Source organism: Microbulbifer sp., assembly GCF_036563125.1.
Classification (GTDB): Bacteria; Pseudomonadota; Gammaproteobacteria; order Pseudomonadales; family Cellvibrionaceae; genus Microbulbifer.
The window spans coordinates 1-18141 of sequence record NZ_DATCMV010000025.1 but is presented as its reverse complement, the minus strand read 5'-3'; the positions used below and the strand labels follow the sequence as shown (position 1 = coordinate 18141).

Annotated in this window: 13 protein-coding genes and 1 pseudogene; 8 read left to right on the top strand and 6 right to left on the bottom strand. The window is 58.9% G+C overall.

Going from position 1 to position 18141, the window contains the following annotated elements:
* Nucleotides 1–5 precede the first annotated feature (5 nt).
* The 6 genes from VIL80_RS01685 to VIL80_RS01660 form a co-directional block, all read right to left on the bottom strand.
* Nucleotides 6–926: a substrate-binding domain-containing protein gene (locus tag VIL80_RS01685; RefSeq protein ID WP_332034429.1), complete on the bottom strand. Its 921-nt coding sequence runs from the start codon at nt 924–926 to the stop codon at nt 6–8.
* 51 nt (nt 927–977) lie between these two features.
* Nucleotides 978–1604 carry a molybdenum cofactor guanylyltransferase gene (gene mobA, locus VIL80_RS01680; protein WP_332034428.1) on the bottom strand — a complete coding sequence of 209 codons (627 nt, stop codon included), beginning with the start codon at nt 1602–1604 and terminating at the stop codon, nt 978–980.
* Nucleotides 1605–1890: 286 nt separating this feature from the next.
* Nucleotides 1891–2625 carry an outer membrane protein OmpK gene (locus tag VIL80_RS01675; RefSeq protein WP_332034427.1) on the bottom strand — a complete coding sequence of 245 codons (735 nt, stop codon included), beginning with the start codon at nt 2623–2625 and terminating at the stop codon, nt 1891–1893.
* 44 nt (nt 2626–2669) lie between these two features.
* Nucleotides 2670–3905 carry a c-type cytochrome gene (locus tag VIL80_RS01670; RefSeq protein ID WP_332034426.1) on the bottom strand — a complete coding sequence of 412 codons (1236 nt, stop codon included), beginning with the start codon at nt 3903–3905 and terminating at the stop codon, nt 2670–2672.
* A complete protein-coding gene (locus VIL80_RS01665) occupies nt 3906–4454 on the bottom strand; it encodes a (2Fe-2S)-binding protein (protein ID WP_332034425.1) in 549 nt (182 codons plus the stop codon). It abuts the gene before it with no gap.
* Nucleotides 4455–4467: 13 nt separating this feature from the next.
* The gene (locus VIL80_RS01660) at nt 4468–7281 is read right to left on the bottom strand and encodes a xanthine dehydrogenase family protein molybdopterin-binding subunit (RefSeq protein ID WP_332034424.1); all 2814 of its coding nucleotides are present in this window, start codon (nt 7279–7281) and stop codon (nt 4468–4470) included.
* A 429-nt stretch (nt 7282–7710) separates the two neighbouring features.
* Between VIL80_RS01660 and VIL80_RS01655 the strand changes: the two genes are divergently transcribed.
* The 8 genes and pseudogenes from VIL80_RS01655 to VIL80_RS01620 form a co-directional block, all read left to right on the top strand.
* Complete coding sequence (locus VIL80_RS01655; protein WP_332034423.1) at nt 7711–8946, top strand: alginate export family protein; 1236 nt, start codon at nt 7711–7713, stop codon at nt 8944–8946.
* Between the two features lie 6 nt (nt 8947–8952).
* Nucleotides 8953–9540: an ANTAR domain-containing response regulator gene (locus VIL80_RS01650; RefSeq protein ID WP_332034422.1), complete on the top strand. Its 588-nt coding sequence runs from the start codon at nt 8953–8955 to the stop codon at nt 9538–9540.
* Between the two features lie 74 nt (nt 9541–9614).
* Nucleotides 9615–10685 (top strand): CmpA/NrtA family ABC transporter substrate-binding protein, encoded by a 1071-nt coding sequence (locus VIL80_RS01645; RefSeq protein ID WP_332034421.1) that lies wholly within the window; start codon nt 9615–9617, stop codon nt 10683–10685.
* Between the two features lie 463 nt (nt 10686–11148).
* Nucleotides 11149–12615 (top strand): NarK family nitrate/nitrite MFS transporter, encoded by a 1467-nt coding sequence (locus VIL80_RS01640; protein ID WP_332034420.1) that lies wholly within the window; start codon nt 11149–11151, stop codon nt 12613–12615.
* 9 nt (nt 12616–12624) lie between these two features.
* Nucleotides 12625–14370 carry a bifunctional protein-serine/threonine kinase/phosphatase gene (locus tag VIL80_RS01635; protein ID WP_332034419.1) on the top strand — a complete coding sequence of 582 codons (1746 nt, stop codon included), beginning with the start codon at nt 12625–12627 and terminating at the stop codon, nt 14368–14370.
* 290 nt (nt 14371–14660) lie between these two features.
* The gene (nirB, locus tag VIL80_RS01630; RefSeq protein WP_332034418.1) at nt 14661–17189 is read left to right on the top strand and encodes a nitrite reductase large subunit NirB; all 2529 of its coding nucleotides are present in this window, start codon (nt 14661–14663) and stop codon (nt 17187–17189) included.
* A 252-nt stretch (nt 17190–17441) separates the two neighbouring features.
* Nucleotides 17442–17798, top strand: a complete 357-nt coding sequence (gene nirD, locus VIL80_RS01625; RefSeq protein ID WP_332034417.1) for a nitrite reductase small subunit NirD — start codon at nt 17442–17444, stop codon at nt 17796–17798.
* Between the two features lie 16 nt (nt 17799–17814).
* Nucleotides 17815–18141, top strand: a pseudogene (locus tag VIL80_RS01620) (nitrate reductase); the annotation flags it as partial.

Here is an 18141-nt window from a genome sequence, read left to right as displayed (position 1 = left end):
CCGAATTAACCGTCAGTTAAATTCCGACCTTTTCGTGACTCCGTATCACGTACCGGTTCAGGCAATTCAACCGCGAAAAAGCCCAGTGTATCCAGCCGTTGCTGCACCGCTGCAGATCGCATGTACTGCAACAAGCGTATTGCCAGGCTGCGCTCGCGAGTGCTGCGCAAGATCACCATCTGCTGGTGGATCGGAGGATGGAAATGAGGAGGGATTCGCATGAACTGCCCGCTGCTGCCGGATGCCAGCGCCTGCCCGTAGGGAATCAGGCCCATCTCGCCCGCCCCCTGCTGCAGCAGGATCTGCGCATGTCCGGCGTGGCCGGCAAATACCACCCGCCCGCGCAGGCGCGGCCACAGGCGCAGTTTTTTCAGCATTCGCACTGCGGCATCCCCGTCGGGCGCCAGTTGTGGGTCCGCCACCACCAGCTTGTGCTTGCCCAGCCCCAACAGCAGGATCAGCTGGCGCGGTGTAAGCGCCCGATCTGAACGAGCGAGCTTTGCCACCAGTGCGGTCAGTTCAGAATCTTCGTCGTCGGGATCGTCGGAGACCGTGCCCGGCGAACGGTCGGAAGCGTTGTTGGAGGAGAGTCGCCGGCTGATCCACAGAGCGAGCTGCCCGCGGGCGTAATCCTGGCGACTTGAGGGAACGATAAAACCGGCTTTTTCCAGCAACACAGGACGCGCGCTGTCCGCCGACAGGAACACATCGAAGTGCTCGCCAGCGCGAATCTGGCCATACAGCAAGCCGCTGGCACCTGCCGTTATCTGCAGACGGCAGCCGCAGCCCGCTTCAAATTCTCCCCGCAGGGCTTCCATGGCCGGCTGAAACCCCGCATCGACCGCCAGTCTGAGTACCGGTTCATTACGCTGCCCGCAGCTTCCGATGAACAGAAGCAGGGCACAGACCAGCAAACGCTTTAGCATGGACCGCTACCTCCCTAGTCCACTTGCCTGCGCCTGCCGACACAGGCCGCACTACAGATTCAGGCGCTCGAAATCCTGCGGCCGGTTGACGTTCAGGTGCCAGTCGCCTTCCGGCACCGGCAGCTGCATACAACCCAGATAGCCAAACAATGCGCGCATTGAGGCAATGGCATTGCCCATTGCCGCGGCCTCCAGGTATCGGCCACTGCGCTGATCCAACGGCAGCCAGCACGGCAAATAGAAATCGCCGAAGCACACCGCCTGCTCCACCGCCTGCCCCGCCACGCACAATCGCCGCAGCAGCGTCGGGCTCAGCAACGGCATGTCTACCGGAACCACCAGCAGGGCGTCACACTCGAGTCGCCACTGTTGCAGGTGATCCGCGATGGCGTGCAGCCCACCCAGCGGACCCGCAGCCGCAACCCGGTCCGGCACGCCACCGGGGCGCGCGCCACTTACCAGGGTGGGCAGCAGTTCCACACCCGCAGGCGGATCAAACCCATCGAACAGGGATTTGGCCTGCTCCAGAAGTGTGCGCCCATTGGTTAATTCTAGCAGTGCCTTGTCGGAGCCCATGCGACTGGAGAGACCACCCGCCAAAACCACTGGGCAGACAATTCTGGCAGCTTGCGGAGAAGTGGCGCCCCCCCAGACGGTGGACGCTGGTGAAGTGTTCATTTTACGGTCGCACCACTCTTCTGACCGGATTTATGCCATTACCTGATGTTGCTCATCGCTACGCAGGCAGGCTTTGCACGTCTTGCGGTAACGAGAGTTCGCCTTAAACTCCCTGTCGCCCGCAATACTTCCTAAGACGAAGTGTGATGAATATCCTCCGCGATGTCGATATCGAAGATCAACCCCGGGTCTAACACAGTCAGTTAGTGGGAGAGAAACCGGAGAATGAGATTCTTCGCTCCAATTTCGCCATCCAATGCCGCGAGACTTCCCGGCTGACCACGACTCAGAAACGCCATACCACCAACGCTTGTACGGCACTTTCATCGGTTTCATTTCCCAGTTTATTGCGCCAATACTGGTACTCGATGCCAATGAACAGTTGTTTGGGGCTCTGGAACAGGGCCTTCCCCAGATCCCAACGAAACTGGGGTTGTGCCAGTACCCAGTTTTTTACATCGCCGAATTCGCTAGAGCGGTTATGGATGTATTCGATGTGCCCCTCGATACTGAAATCCTGCTTGCCGATACTGAATGGAAAGGCGCCATTGAAATCGACCATATAGCTGTCACCTTCTTTGGGTGCGCCATCGCCATAGCCAATATCCTGGTAACCGGTAATATCGGTATTCAGAAACGCCTCTCCGGGTAGCGCCCAGGCGATACGAATCCCCGGCAGGAACTTTTCCACGTTGGCGTCCGCGGAGTAGTTGAACCCCACCACCAGGCCAAGGTCCTTCACCGGCCCAAAACTCAGATCACACCGCGTAATCTTCCCCAGGCTGAAGCTTGCATACCACTCGGCATATACGTCAGTGTCGTTGAAGCCATCGCGCACACCATCGTTGATAAAATCCACGAAGAAAAAATTGTCGCCATACTTCCAGCCGCTCGCATGCTGAAGGGTAAGAATGGTGGTATCCGCGGTTCCTCCCGCGAATGGATTATCCAGCCGGCCATACTGCAACTGGGCCTCTGTTGCCGACCAGTCCGCAGCCTGGGCCGGCAGTAGAAAATTCACTCCCAGGAGTAAGGTTGATAGCCTCAGAACGCCGCGGTATCTGTTCACTTCACAGCACCCAGGTAGTCTTCTTCCCGCAATTGACGGCGAATTTCTTCCACCTCTTCCCGTGTCACAGGCTCCTCGGCGTCTCCCCACGCTGTGCGCATGAAATTCACCAGGCCGGCCACTCGCGCGTCATCCAGTTCAAGGTGGAATGCGGGCATACCGGCCCGGGCGTTGATGCGATCCATACGCTGGGCGGGCAAGCCGCGCAAGATGACCGCAATCATGTTGTAGGCGCTATCTCCCCGAACCGCTGCACTGCGATCCATTGGCGGCGCGAACGACAGTGTCACCCCCCTGCCCTCGCGCCCGTGACAGCCCGCGCAGTAAGCGACAAAGTCCGCGCGCCCCTGTGTGTGTTGCTCTGCGGCAACTTGTGGGCTGCCGAGTTTTCCGGCGACGCTTTCGTTGTTCTCTGCGCTGTCATCAAGCAGATAGGTAATGATCGCGTTGATGTCACTCTCGGAAAGGCGGCTCAGGCTGTGCTTTACCACACTGAACATCTCCCCGAGCGCCGTACCACGCTCGCTGGCGCCGGTGGTAAACAGCAACCGCAACTGCTCTCTGTCCCAACCCTGGCGACGCAGTGACGCTGGCCGGATATCCACCGCATCCCAGCCCTCGAGTATGTTGCCCGAAAGTTTCTCTTCGCGTTTCATGGCAAAGGCGAAATTGCGCGGTGTATGGCACTCGCCGCAATGGCCTAGACCATTGACCAGGTAATTGCCGCGCAGCCATTGCGGACTTTTTCCTTCCGGCTGCGAGATTGGCGCTTTGTCAAAGAAAACCCAGTTCCATAATTTCAGGCCATATCTCAAATTGGCGGGGAAAAACAGGTCATTGCCCGGCGCTGCGTATTCGACCGCAGGCAGCTGCATAAAGTAGGTATACAGCGACGCGATATCCTCGTCGGGAATCAGGTAATAGGAGGTATAGGGCATGGCCGGATAAAGATTGCCGTGGGCACCCTCGCCCCGGCGCATGGCCGCGGTAAAATCCTCCAGGGTGTAATTGCCGATGCCGGTCTTCTTATCCGGCGTGATATTCGTGGAGAAAAGAGTGCCAAATGGCGTATGGAAGGGCCTCCCACCAATAAACGGGCGGCCATTGGCCGCTGTGTGGCAAGCGACACAGTCACCGGCGGCCGCCAGGTAGCGGCCCTTTTCCACTTCCGACTGAGCCGCGGCATTAGCGCCGATCGCTAGCAAAAGAATGGCGAAAACAAATTGATGCATTTATTTCGCTTCCTTCAGCAGTAACCCCGGAGTCGATTCAATCACCTCCCTGACGGCCCGGAAGTAGCGGACATAGCCAGTGCAGCGGCAGATATGCTCCCCCAGCGCTTCGTCGATAACGCCTTCGATGGTGTCTGCCGGTACCGGCTCACGCTTGAGTTGGTCGATCAGCGCAGTGGCGGCATTCACAAAGCCCGCCGTGCACCAGCCACACTGAAAGGAAAAGTTACGCAAGAATGCCTGCTGGATCGGCGACAGCGCCACGATTTCGCCAGCGCTATCGTGCTCAGCCTGCCCTTCGACGGTAGTGACCGTTTCACCATTAAATCGGCCCACATTATTGATACAGCTGCGCACTGGCTCCAGCGAGCCATCGTCACGCTCAACCACGATCGTGCAGGCCCGGCACACACCAATGCCACAGCCAAGCTTGGTGCCCGTCAGATTCAGGTGCTCGTGCAGGAAATCCAGCATCGACGTATATTCTTCCACTTCCAGCGGGCCGATTTTTTCACCGTTGACCACCATTGATACCGGTATCTTCGCCATCGGATAAGCCTCTTCACAGTACCTGTGGATTGAGCGCGCGGCGCAGTTTTTCCGGGGTAACGGGCACCTCGTTAAATCGCTTGCCCGTGGCCTGGTAAATCGCTTCCACCAGGGCGGCAACGATGGGGATCATCACGACTTCGCCAATTCCCTTGTGCGGGTCGTTTTCCGTTGCCGGCGGCAAAATGTCATGTTGCTGGTTCCACACCGGCACATGCTTTGCGAGGGATACCTGATAGCGATTCAAATTCCAGGTGCCATTGCCAGCCCCCTCCGCCAGTGGCGGCAGGTATTCGTAAAGTGCGTGGCCGATACCCATGGCCACACCGCCTTCTATCTGCCCCTCCACCAACGGGCGCACAATCGCGCGACCGCAGTCCATGTAGTTCTGCAGCCCGTGGATACTGACATCGCCAGTGCCTGAATTCACCGCCACTTCGACCAGCGCCGCCGTCGGCGCATAGTAGGTGACCATGGCGTTGTTCAGCGCGGTTTCCGGATAGCGTACCGCAGCGCGCTTCTCGACCTGGTACTCGTCGGCGATGACGTTTTCCGCACTGCCGCCTCGGCGCAAGGCGAGGCCATCGATACCCCAGGTCCATTTGCGGCCGTCCAAAATGAAATCGGCCTCGGTCCAGTCCCAGCGATTAAAGCAGTGCACCATCACCCCGGTGACGCCGCCACCGCGATGGGCTTCCGCCGCCAATTGCGGCAATGCCAGGGGTGAAAAATCCCGGTAGTGAAGCTTGCCGTCGCGCCATTGCACTTGCGCGCCGTCCACCTCGTCCGTTTTCCACAAGCGCCGGGCCGCGGGCAACAGCCCCTGCTGGAAGAGTATTTCCGCGGCCTGCGTGGTCGCGTGGCTTTGAAAGTAAGACGACATGGATGCGGCGCTTGCCATCGCGGTCACCGGCGTCCATAGCGGATTGGTGGAATTCTGGTCCTGGTACTGCTGGCTCATGGTGTAAGGGCTTTCGGTCTGGACCTGCTGCAGGGCGTGCCAGGCGTCAACCTCACCCACCGCACAGTGATCCGCCGCGCGCCCGAGTATGTTTTCCAACAGCATCGACTGCGAGGTGGCGATTCCGGTGCCCATTTCCATGAACTCAACGGCGAGCGACAACCGGCCCGCAGTATCAAACTGGACCGCGGCGCTCGGGGCCGCGGCGCCGGTACCGTAGTCTTTGGTGGCGATGGCGTAGCCGGTGCCAAACAGGTAGCCGGGGTTCTCCCGCTCAAAGGCTTGCTTGCGCGCTACCCGCTCGCGCCACATGGGATGCTCCTTGGCGCGCTCCAACAATTCCCGGTAGCGCACCCCCACTTTTGGAACGGCACCCTGGGTATTGCGCCAACCGTTCTGGAAGGCATTGCGCAGTCGCAGCTCAATGGGGTCAATTCCAAGTTCCTGCGCGGCCTGATTTACCATCATCTCCATGGCCGACATGGTTTGCAGTGTGCCGTAGCCGCGCATGGAGCCGGAATCCACGTTCATGGATTGGTTGGCAACCGCGGAAATATCGTTGCGCGGCAGATAATAGATACTCTGAATCGCACTGGCGCCCACCATGGACACGGACGCGCTGAAATTTTGCCGACCACCACCATCGACCTGCATCTCGGAAATCAGCGCCTGAAATTTTCCACTCTTTTTATCGACCGCCAGGGTATTGCGCATGTGGAAAGGGTGGCGCTTGAAGCCCGACTGGAATTGCTCAAAGCGATTATTGGCCAGCCGCACTGGCGCAGAGCCGAAAAGTCCGGCGACCAGGCCGTAGTAGGGGAAGATGGTGTGATCCTTGCCGCCAAAACCGCCGCCAACCACCGAGGAGTGCACCACGATATTCTCAATCGCTGTGGCGAATGCACTTTCGGCCAGCATATGTGCCGCAAATTCCTGGAAATCTTGTGGCGACTGGGTGGTGAGGACCAGGTGTAAGGTTTTCCGGGCATCGTCGAACCAGACATTCGCCGCCTCCGGCTCCATCGTCATCGGGTCGACGATCTGCGTGCGGTACTCGCCACGCACCAGGTGCCAGTTACCGGAGTCGGATTCGCGTTGGGTTTGGCCGCGAATCTGCTGTGCATAGTAAATGCCGCGCTCACTGACACTTCCCGACTGGTTCGCGGCTCTCGGCCACTCCGCCTTGTGATCGCGGTAACTGGGAAAGAAGAGACCGTCCTGCATTGGCGAGTAAAGGTCTTCGCCCCCCGGCCCCTGCGGACCCTCAACCCGGATAATGCGCCAGCTGGCGTAGGGATCTCTCTCTACCGGTGGCGTTTGCTCGCCATAGCGAATCACCTGCTCGTTGAACTGCAGCGCCTGTTTGGCGATGGCATATTTGTCGAAGTCATCGAACAACAGCATGGCCACCGCGTGGCCGTAGTAGTGAGGTGATGCACCCTCGGGTAGCAGCATCGCCTCGCCGTAGAACGGGGGCAGATGCAATTTTTTTTCCGCCAGCGTCTCTGCGGTTACTTTCATATAGGGCTGCGCGTCTGGCGGTAGCTGACTCCAGTCAATGCCGCTGAAACGTCGCCCCACCCGATTGCAGCGCAGCACCAACGCGTAGTGTTGTTGCTGCTTCCATCCCGGCATGTCCCGGGCGCGAAAGTCCCGGCCAAAAATTTTCTGGCCAGTCACTTTGGCTACGCCATCTGCGCGGAATGCGGGGGCCGGGCCGGTGCCCCGCCAATTCAGCTTGTCGCTCGCAATTTCAGATTGCCGAGCATTCCCTCTCTGCCACAGCGCCGGTGCCGCGAATACCGTAATGCCCGCGACGGTGCACAACTTGATGAAGTTGCGCCGGTCGCGGTTGAATCCGTCCATATTGTTCCTGGATTTGTGGCGCTGCCATGGCGCACAGTTGCAAAGACTCGTGGGTAATCGCCCGACTTAGGGCTCAATCTGCCAGTTCCTGTCGCTACTACTTATTTCGCCCCAGAACCCACAAACTAATAGCCCCTGGTCCTGTGAAGTGCCACACGAGCGGCACACATTTCCCTCGGAACAAACCAGGCTATAAATCCAGCCACCCCCCCAGCAGGCACCAAAAACATGCACCCAGGCAAAAATTCGCACCATCTGTGTGCGACGCACTGTCTCTACCGGCGGGTAAAAGTCAGTAAAGCGGTTGGCTCTACTAAATTGAATACTTGGTACAAGTTTTGATTGTTCTATTGCACTGGCAATGAAGCCCGGCAGCACAATCAGTGCTGCCGGGCTTTTTTTATGCCCAAGGAAAACCGGGAGATCATCATGGCATTTCGCACCGGACGCACCCTGCGCTCCGCCATCACCGTCGCTGTCACTGCGGCTGCCGCCAGTGCAGTCATGGTGCCCACGCCGGCACTGGCGGAAGAGAACATCGCGCAAATGCCCGGCGACATGATCCACAACAGCACCTTCGACCTGTACTTCCGGCCCCGCTACGAACACGTTGACGACGTTGCCTTCCCCCGCCACGCCACCGCCGGCACCCTGCTCAGCCGCGCCACCTGGACCAGCGCGCGCTGGGATGGCTGGGAGTTCCTGCTGGAGGGTGACAATGTCACCTACATCAGCAGCGAACATTTCAACAACACGGAAAACGGCAAGACCGACTACCCGGTAATCGCCGACCCGGACTACAGCGAGGTCAACCGCGCCCAGCTGAGCTACGCACTGCCCGAGGGGCTGTTTACCGTGGGACGCCAGCGCATCAACTACGACGACCAGCGCTTTATCGGCGGCGTGGCGTGGCGCCAGAACGAGCAGACCTACGATTCGTTTCGCGCGGAATGGAGATTTAACGAAAAGGTGTTTCTCGATTACACCTACATGTGGAATGTGAACCGCATCTTCGGCCCGGACGGCGCCGATGCCGACATACAGGGACCGGTGAACGCGCTCGACCTGCACATCAAGGTCTCCCCGAAGTACACCCTGAGCGGTTTCATCTACAGCCTGGATTTTCACGACCAGCAGCAGTTCGCCAGCGCCACCGTTGGTCTGAAGTGGGCGGCGGATTGCGAAAAATACCGCTGGCACCTGCGCGTGGCCACGCAAAGTGACATTGGCGGTAACCCGTACAATTACGAAGCGCAGTACTACAACGCGGAAATCGGCAGCAAACCGCTGCAGCAATACAAATTCACCGCCCTCGCCGGCACCGAGTGGCTGACCGGGGACGGGGTATGGGCCTTCCAGACCCCACTGGCCACCCTGCATAAATTCCAGGGTTTTGCGGACAAGTTCCTGACCACACCAGTGGATGGGGTTCGCGACTATTACGCTGGCGGCTCTGTCGTCGTCTCTGGCATCAAGATTGCAGCGACCGTGCATAAATTCTACAGCGATCGCGACAGCCTGGATTACGGCAACGAACTGGACATGGTCGCGACCTACTCCATAACAAAAAATATCGACCTGCTGGCCAAATACGCCAGGTACGCTGCGAACGATTACAGCAGTGATACCGACAAGTTCTGGCTGCAGTTTGAACTGAAGTTTTGACGAGCGATGACGACACCCATCAGTATCCTGCTGGTCGACGACCAGTCAGAACGCGCCGCCATGGTGGCCGAGCAGCTCACCGCGGCGGGCTACCGCCTGCTGGCGCGACTCACCAGCGCCGAGGGACTGCTGTTCCAGGTGGAAAAACACCGTCCGGACATTGTCCTGATCGATATCGAATCCCCCGACCGCGACATTCTCGAAAGCCTCGCGGTGATCAACCAGCACAACCCCACGCCGGTGGCGATGTTCTCCGTGCGCGGTGGTGCCGATTTCATCAGCAGCGCGGTGGAAGCCGGGGTCAGCGCCTATATGGTGGATGGCCTCTCCGCCGAACGGGTAGCCCCGGCGATCGAGATCGCCATGGCCCAGTTTCGCAGCTACCAACACCTGCGCCAGTCCCTGGCGCGCACCCAACAGCAGCTGGACGAGCGCAAGGTTATCGAGCGCGCAAAGGGGTTGTTGATGGCGCGCAAGAACATCAGTGAACAGGCCGCCCACCAGACGCTGCGCACCCTGGCCATGAACAGCAATTCCACCATGCGTGAGGTGGCGGAACAGATCGTGGTACACCTGCAGCGGCCGGTGAAATAACCCCCCGTGCACCCGCGATCATGGCGGTACAGCAGCCGCCGGCCCAAGATTATGAAGAATTCGAGAGTAAAACCGTGACCAGCCTGCAAGTCGAAAAACCCAACCTGAAGCTTCTCTACCTGCGCCTGACCGACAGCGCGCCGCTGATCATTGCGCGCGAGCTGGGCCTGTTCGAGCGCTATGGGCTCAGGGTGGAACTACAGCGGGAAACCTCCTGGGCCACCCTGCGCGACAAGCTGATCGGCGGTGCTGCCGATGCCGCCTCCATTCTCGCTCCCATGCCACTGACCCTGAAGCAGACCCTGCCCCAGTGCGACGAGCAATTGCTGAGCGGCCTGATCCTCAGTTGCAATGGCAACGCCATCACCCTGTCGCGGACACTGCACGACCGGCTCGACCTGAGCGACGGCGATACGGGTGCCGCCCTCAAGACACATATCATCAACCGCGCTGGCGGCGACAAGCCGCTGACCTTTGCCAGCGTCTACCCCTTTGCCAGCCACACCCTGCAACTGCGCCACTGGCTGTCCAGTGCCGGTATCAATCCCGATGCGGATGTGCGCATCGTGGTGCTGCCGCCGGAGCAGATGGTGGAGCACCTGCGCCGCGGCGATATCGACGGCTATTGTGTCGGCGAGCCCTGGAACACCCTGGCGGTACAGGAAGGTATCGGCGTCATTGCCGCGCCCAGCAATACCCTGATGCCCGCCATGCCGGAAAAGGTGCTGGCGGTGACACGCAGCTGGCACGAGGCCAACCCTGCCACCCATCTGGCGCTGCGCGCAGCGCTGCTGGACGCCTGTGGCTGGCTGTGCAATCGCGACCGGCGCCGGGATGCAGTGGGCATTCTCGCGCGCCCGGAATACCTCGACCTGCCGGAAGCCACCATCGCCGCATCCTTGAGCGACGAGTTGTTTGTCCACCACGGAGAGACACCGCGCAAAAACCCCGGCTGGCACCTGTTCGCACATCCGCAGACAGACCACGGTCGCCCCACGGAAAAAAAAGCGCGCGAACTGCTGGCCCTGTGCAACGATATCGCCCCTGTCGATACCAGTACCGCGGAACTGTTCTGCTCCGATCTCTACCAGCAGACCCTGGACTTTATTCGCCACTGCCAATTGCAACAGGCTCAGGAAAGCTGACGGCAATAAAGGGCGATAATCTGTCAACCTGGCCGCACGCCCGCTACCGGTGCGAAATCCGGGATCTGCTGCGCAAAATAACCCAAAACGGTGCGTACTTCTGCGCTCCGCCGACGCTCCCGCTTTCCAGGGTATGCGGCTGCGACGCCGGAGTTTCCCTAAACGCCCCAAAACGCCTCACTTTCCCGCACCAGATTTTCACTCTGCCCAGATGTGGCACAGAAATTGAATATTCCTTCCCGAGTCCGGCGAATTTCTGCGTAGCAGTAATGGCGTCGGCTCGCCGCCGGAGCACAATGGGAATGGCCACAGGCCACCTGACATAAAAATTCCGGCGAAGAAAAACCGAATATGCGGACATCGAAGTCCACCGGTACAGCCCAGGCTGTGCCTGTGGACTTTTTTTATGCCCGTAGAAAATGTGCAGAGAAATTGCCGACCTCAACCAAAAGCAGGGAAAACCATGTCCAATGATTCGCTGAATCTATTTTCCTTCGCGGGCAAAATCCGGGTTTTACACCTGACCTGGATCGCGTTTTTTATCACCTTCTTTGCTTGGTTCAACCACGCTCCCTTGCTGATGGCGATTGCCGACGGTCTGTCACTTACCTCTGAGCAGGTAAAAACCCTGCTGATCCTGAACGTGGCACTGACGATTCCGGCACGGGTGATCATCGGCATGCTGACGGACAAATACGGCCCGCGCCTGACCTATTCACTGCTGTTGGCCGTTGGCAGCATTCCCTGCTTCATCTTTGCGCTGGCAGACAACTTCATGCAGGCGGCGCTGGGTCGCTTTCTGCTGGGGTTTATCGGAGCGGGTTTCGTGGTCGGCATCCGTATGGTGTCCGAGTGGTTCCCGGCCAAACAATTGGGCACTGCCGAGGGTATCTACGGCGGCTGGGGCAATTTCGGTTCTGCCGCTGCCGCCATGACCCTGCCCACCATTGCGCTGCTGGTTGGCGGTGCCGACGGCTGGCGCTACGCCATTGGCATCACCGGCGCCATAGCGCTGGTGTACAGCGTTATCTACTACCGCTCGGTAACCGACACCCCCAAAGGCAGCACCTATTTCAAACCGAAAAAAATTGGCGGCATGGAGGTTTCCAGCCCATCGGATTTCGCGCTGTTGCTGATCATGAAGCTACCCATGTATGCGGCGCTGGCGCTGCTTGCCTGGAAACTTTCGCCAGCCGGCGTCGGCATGCTGTTACAGCCAGTCGTTATTGCCATCTACGTATCGCTCGCCGTGCTTTATGTGTTCGACGCGAAGAAGTGCTATGAAATCAACCGGGAAATTTTCATCAAACTACCGGAGCCGATTCATCGCTACCGCTTCAAACAGGTAGCGGTACTGAACATCCTGTACTTCGCCACCTTTGGATCAGAGCTGGCAGTGGTTTCCATGCTGCCGCTGTTTTTCTCTGAGACATTTACTCTCGATCCGGTAAAGGCCGGCCTGCTGGCCTCGGCCTATGCGTTTATGAACCTGATGTCGCGCCCGGCGGGCGGCCTGATCAGCGATCGCTTTGGGCGCAAGAGTACGCTGCTGATCCTGACCGCGGGACTGGCACTGGGATACCTGGCCATGAGCATGATCAATGCCGAGTGGCCGTTGTATATGGCGGTGGCCGCGGCAATGGCGTGTTCTTTCTTCGTGCAGTCCGGTGAAGGTGCGGTGTTTGCCGTAGTGCCACTGATCAAGCGCCGGCTGACCGGGCAGATTGCGGGGATGACCGGGGCTTACGGGAATGTGGGCGCAGTGTTTTACCTGACGGTGCTCAGCATGGTTTCCTACCAGACATTTTTCCTGGTGATTGCAGGGACTGCGGTGCTGGGCTTTGTCACCTTGCTGTTCCTGGAAGAACCTGAAGGCCAGATGGCGGAAGTCATGCCGGATGGTAGTGTGTCCCTGATCGACGTCGCCTGAGCAGACACGTTGAACCAACTTCGCGAACCGAGCATGGCCGAGTCCGGCAATCCGCTGCCAGAAACCGAAAAACTGGAATTCGCCACGGCCACCGAGTGCGGGCAGCGCGCCTACAACGACGATGCGGTGGCGGTATATCGGGCCAGTGGCAGCGAGCTGCGCTACCGCGGGTCACTGGCGGCGATTGCCGACGGGGTCGGTAGCGCAGAGGCTGGCGGCGCCGCGGCGCGCGCGGCGGTAAGCGGGTTTATTTCCGATTATTACAGTACCCCGGATTCCTGGTCTGTGCGGCAGGCGGCGGCGCGGGTGTTGCACGCACTCAACAGCTGGCTGTATCGCCAGAGCGGCGGTGCCGATGAGGTGCAACGGGGTTGGCTGACGACGTTTTCGGCAGTGGTGTTGAAGGGTTCAACCGCGCACCTGATTCATATCGGGGATTCGCGGATTTACCGTCTGCGCAATGGCACTCTCGAGTGCCTGACCCGTGATCACAGCCGCACCCTGGGCCCGGGCAGGACTTTCCTAAGTCGCGCGCTGGGGATGGATGCACATATTGAGGTGGATTACCGCCAGGAACCGCTGGAAGCCGGTGATCTGTTCTGCGCGACCACCGATGGTATCCACGATTTTCTACCGTCAGCGCAGTTTGCGGAGTTACTGCAAACCCATCAGCTGGACGCAGCAAAGTGGCTGATCGCGGCGGCACTGGATAACGGCAGCCGGGACAACCTGAGCCTGGCACTGTGCAGAGTCAATCAGCTGGATTTCCTTGAAGCTGACGATCTGATGTTGGCGACGAGCCAGCTACCCTTTCCGCCAGCGTTGCAGCCGGGCAATAAGATCGATGGATACCAGGTGCTGCAGGAACTGCACGCGAGCAGTCGCAGCTATCTGTATCTGGTGCGGGATCTCGACTCCGGTGCGCTGTGCGTATTGAAAGCACCGTCGGAGAACTTTGTCGACGACCCTGCCTATATCGAGCGTTTTATCGCCGAGGAATGGACCGGGAGACGCCTGGATCACCCGGCCATCGTCAAGGTTTTCCCACCAAAAAAGGAACGCAGGTTTCTCTACCACGTGATGGAATATGTGGACGGGCAGAACCTGCGCCAGTGGATGCAGTTGAATCCGGAGCCGCCGCTGGACCAGGTGCGCAACCTGGTGGCGCAACTGGTGAGCGCGCTGCGCCGACTGCAGCGGATGGAAATCGTGCATGGGGATCTGAAACCCGAGAACATCATGGTCGATTCCAGCGGGCGCCTGAAATTGATCGACCTGGGTGGTGCCAATGCGGCGGGGCTGCAGGAGCTGCTGCGCTACCAGGACAGTGCACCACCGGGCAGCAAAAATTACTGCGCACCGGAGTATTTTGTCGGCGATGGCGCGAGCCATCGCTCGGATATTTTCTCCCTCGGGGTCATCGCCTATGAAATGCTCACTGGCCAGTACCCCTATAAAGAGCGCTTCGGCAACCGCCATTACCAGCTGAAAAATTACGCCGCCATGCGTTATATCAGCGCGCGCCAGTACCGGGAAGAAATTCCGTTTTGGATTGACGGCGCCCTGCGCAGGGCCTGCTCTCCGGATCCCAAAGGCCGCTATCCGGCGCTGTCGGAATTTGTGCGTGATCTCAGTACCCCCAACACTCGCTTCTCCAGTACGGAAAAGCCACCACTCCTGGAGCGCAATCCGTTGCTGTTCTGGCAGACAGTGGCGGCACTGGCCATCCTCTCGCATCTGCTTTATTTCATTTGAATCACTTTGGGGCAAAATTTTCGATTGCGCACCAAGTTGTCGCAGCCCAAAAAAATCAGACTGGCATCAACGCTATAATCCCTGCGGTGTTGCCGCGCCCCGGACTCCACTGGAAAATTGGCATGGAGATTGAATGTCTTTAGCCACAATCCGAAACTTTTCAGCAAGGCAACGGCGCCTGACGCTCTTCGACAGAAGAGAGGCAGCCGTGTGACCTGACCCCACCCAAGCTCCCCTCCCCATCTGCCGAAGCGTTCAGGTACCCACAGCGGGTAACAACGGCAGAGATTATGGTTAAGCAAAAAATCGTCGTCATCGGCAACGGCATGGTGGGACACCACTTTCTTGAACAACTGGCGAATCGCCCGGAACGGGCAATGTTCGACGTGCTGGTGTTCTGCGCCGAACCCCGCCCCGCGTACGACCGGGTACACCTCTCTGAATATTTTGGCGGCCGTAGCGCGGACGACCTGGCTATGGGCAAAGTGGAACAGTATCGCGAGTGGGGCTATGACCTGCGCCTGAGCGATGCCGCTGTCAGCATCGACCGCGAAGCAAAAATCATCACCTCCGCCAGCGGCGCCGTGGAAGCCTACGATCACCTGGTACTGGCCACCGGTTCCTATCCGTTTGTACCGCCGATCCCCGGCCACCAGCACGAGAAGTGCTTCGTTTACCGCACATTAGCAGACCTCGATAAAATTCAGGCCGCGGCCGAGCACAGCAAGATCGGTGTGGTAGTGGGCGGCGGCCTGCTGGGCCTGGAAGCGGCCAATGCACTGAAACAGCTGGGTCTGGAAGCACACGTGGTGGAATTTGCCACAGGCCTGATGTCGGTTCAGCTGGACGAAGGCGGCTCGAAACTGCTGCGCGAAAAAATCGAGTCGCTGGGTGTCACTGTGCACACCAGCACCGCCACCGAACTGATCGAGGAAGTGGACGGCGGCCGCCTGCGCATGCAATTCAAAGGGGACAAAGAACTCGTCACCGACCTGATCGTGTTCTCCGCCGGTATCCGCCCGGAAGACAACCTGGCGCGCTCCGCCGGTATCGAACTCGGCGAGCGCGGCGGTATCGTGATCGATAACCACTGTCGCACCTCTGACAGGAATATTTTTGCCATCGGCGAGTGCGCGCTGTTCGACAACCGTATTTTCGGTCTGGTGGCACCGGGCTATTCCATGGCGCGCACCGCTGTGTCCCTACTGTGCGGTGACGCGGCCGAGTTCAATGGCGCCGACATGAGCACCAAGCTGAAACTTCTGGGTGTGGATGTTGGCTCCATCGGCGACGCCCATGGCCGCACCGAAGGCTCCGCGGCAATTACCTTCGTGGACGAGCAGACCGGTGTGTACAAGCGCATGATCACCGACCGCACGGGCAAGAAACTGCGCGGCGCGGTATTGGTGGGTGACACCGATGATTACGACACCCTGCTGCAATACCACCTGAATGATATGGATCTGCCGGATCATCCCGAGCAATTGATTCTGCCGGCACTGGACGGCGCCAAGCCAACCCTCGGCGCCGGCGCACTGCCGGACACCGCGACCATCTGTTCCTGCCACAACGTGAGCAAGGGAGATATCGTTGGCGCGGTACAGGGAGGTTGCTGTTCACTGGCCGATGTGAAAGATGCGACCAAGGCATCCACCGGTTGCGGCGGCTGTTCGGCGCTGCTGAAAAATGTGGTGGATACCGAGCTCGCGGCGCTGGGTATGGAGGTCAACAACGATCTGTGCCCGCACTTTCCCTATACCCGCCAGGAAATTTTCCACATGGTGCAGGTGGAGGAAATCAAAACCTTTGACCAGCTGTTGCACAAGCACGGCCGCGGCAAGGGCTGTGAAATCTGCAAACCCACCGCCGCCTCCATTTTTGCCTCCCTGTGGAATGAACATATCCACAATAAACCCCACGTCGGTCTGCAGGACACCAACGACACGTTTATGGCGAACATGCAGAAAAACGGCACCTACTCGGTGGTTCCGCGTATTGCCGGTGGCGAGATCACTCCGGACAAGCTGATTGTGCTCGGTCAGGTGGCGAAGAAATACGACCTGTACACCAAGATTACCGGCGGCCAGCGTATCGATCTGTTCGGTGCGCGCCTGGAAGAGTTGCCGGAGATCTGGCGCGAGCTGACGGATGCAGGTTTCGAAACCGGGCACGCGTATGGCAAGTCACTGCGCACGGTGAAGTCCTGCGTAGGCAGTACCTGGTGTCGCTTCGGGGTGCAGGACAGTGTGGGCATGGCGCTCGCGGTGGAGAACCGCTACAAGGGCCTGCGTTCGCCGCACAAAATCAAGATGGCGGTTTCCGGTTGCACCCGTGAATGCGCTGAAGCCCAGAGTAAGGACATCGGTGTGATCGCCACGGAAAAAGGTTGGAACCTGTATGTGTGCGGTAACGGCGGTATGCGCCCGCGCCACGCGGATCTGTTTGCGACGGATCTGGATGACGTCACGTTGATCAAATATATCGACCGCATTCTGATGTTCTATGTGCGCACGGCGGACAAGTTGCAGCGCACGTCGGTGTGGCTTGAAAACCTGGAGGGCGGACTGGATTACCTGCGTGAGGTGGTGATCGAGGACAAGCTGGGACTCGCGGAGGAGCTTGAGCGGCAGATGGGCAATGTGGTCGGCACTTACCAGTGTGAATGGAAGACGGCGATCAATGATCCGGAAATGCTGAAGCGCTTCCGCCAATTTGTGAACACCGATGTGAAGGACGAGAAGATCGTTTTCGTGGAAGAGCGCGCGCAACGCCGGCCGGCTACCCGTGAGGAAATCGTCAAGATTTGTGAGCCGGCTTGAGGTTTTTTGGGCCGGTGGCGGTGGTGCACCGGGTGTGAGGTTTCAGGACCGCTGTGAACCCATCCATGGGCGCTGCGGCGCAAACATCCTGTTTGCGACGCTCCTGAAACCTCACACCCGGCACTCCACCTTCGCGTCGAACCTATTTACTCCGGTGTACGTCATTCTGGCGTATGCCGGAATCCAGTTCTCAGGAACTGGAAGTGAGAAAACAATTAAGAAATTCACCACCCTACTTTGTGGAGAACCAGAATGAGCGAAGTTGCCATAACCCGCGCCGAGTGGCTGCAAGTCTGCAAGCGATCAGACCTCGTAGCCAATTCCGGAGTGTGCGCTCTTGTGGGCGGTCGTCAGATTGCCCTGTTTTTTTTACCCGATCAGGAACCCCAGCTGTACGCCATCGATAACTGGGACCCGATCGCTGACGTTGGCGTGATCAGTCGCGGTCTCGTGGCGGAGATCGGCGAGGAACTGACGGTGGCGTCGCCGCTGTACAAGCAGCACTACCGCCTTACCGACGGCCAGTGCCTAGAGAAAGCCGAGTATAAGTTGGCGACCTATCCGATCGCCTTTGAAGGCGACGATGTGCTGATTCAGATCGGCCATTAAAAAAAAGTTGTAAAAGATGGCTTTAACAGAACTGTTCAGCGCTCGCAGATCCTCCACTACCTGCCCGCACTGTGGCGTGGGTTGCGGGGTAGCCGCCACCCGGGAAACAACATCTAGCGATGGCGAGGAGGTGATTCGCATCCGCGGTGATGAACAGCATCCGGCAAACAACGGCAAGCTGTGTGTGAAGGGTTCGTCGCTAGCGGATACGCTGGGTAATCACGGACGTCTGTTAACGCCACGTCTGCATGGTGAGGACTGCGACTGGGAGACTGCGCTGGATTATGCCGCGTCGAAACTGCGTGAAACCATCGACGCGCACGGACCGGATTCGGTAGCGTTT

What these genes read in the sequence shown, in the direction of transcription:
- VIL80_RS01685 (WP_332034429.1), bottom strand. Translation starts at nt 926, where the DNA reads ATGCTAAAGCGTTTGCTGGTCTGTGCCCTGCTTCTGTTCATCGGAAGC.
- mobA (WP_332034428.1), bottom strand. Translation starts at nt 1,604, where the DNA reads ATGAACACTTCACCAGCGTCCACCGTCTGGGGGGGCGCCACTTCTCCG.
- VIL80_RS01670 (WP_332034426.1), bottom strand. Translation starts at nt 3,905, where the DNA reads ATGCATCAATTTGTTTTCGCCATTCTTTTGCTAGCGATCGGCGCTAAT.
- VIL80_RS01665 (WP_332034425.1), bottom strand. Translation starts at nt 4,454, where the DNA reads ATGGCGAAGATACCGGTATCAATGGTGGTCAACGGTGAAAAAATCGGC.
- VIL80_RS01660 (WP_332034424.1), bottom strand. Translation starts at nt 7,281, where the DNA reads ATGGACGGATTCAACCGCGACCGGCGCAACTTCATCAAGTTGTGCACC.
- VIL80_RS01655 (WP_332034423.1), top strand. Translation starts at nt 7,711, where the DNA reads ATGGCATTTCGCACCGGACGCACCCTGCGCTCCGCCATCACCGTCGCT.
- VIL80_RS01650 (WP_332034422.1), top strand. Translation starts at nt 8,953, where the DNA reads ATGACGACACCCATCAGTATCCTGCTGGTCGACGACCAGTCAGAACGC.
- VIL80_RS01640 (WP_332034420.1), top strand. Translation starts at nt 11,149, where the DNA reads ATGTCCAATGATTCGCTGAATCTATTTTCCTTCGCGGGCAAAATCCGG.
- nirB (WP_332034418.1), top strand. Translation starts at nt 14,661, where the DNA reads ATGGTTAAGCAAAAAATCGTCGTCATCGGCAACGGCATGGTGGGACAC.
- nirD (WP_332034417.1), top strand. Translation starts at nt 17,442, where the DNA reads ATGAGCGAAGTTGCCATAACCCGCGCCGAGTGGCTGCAAGTCTGCAAG.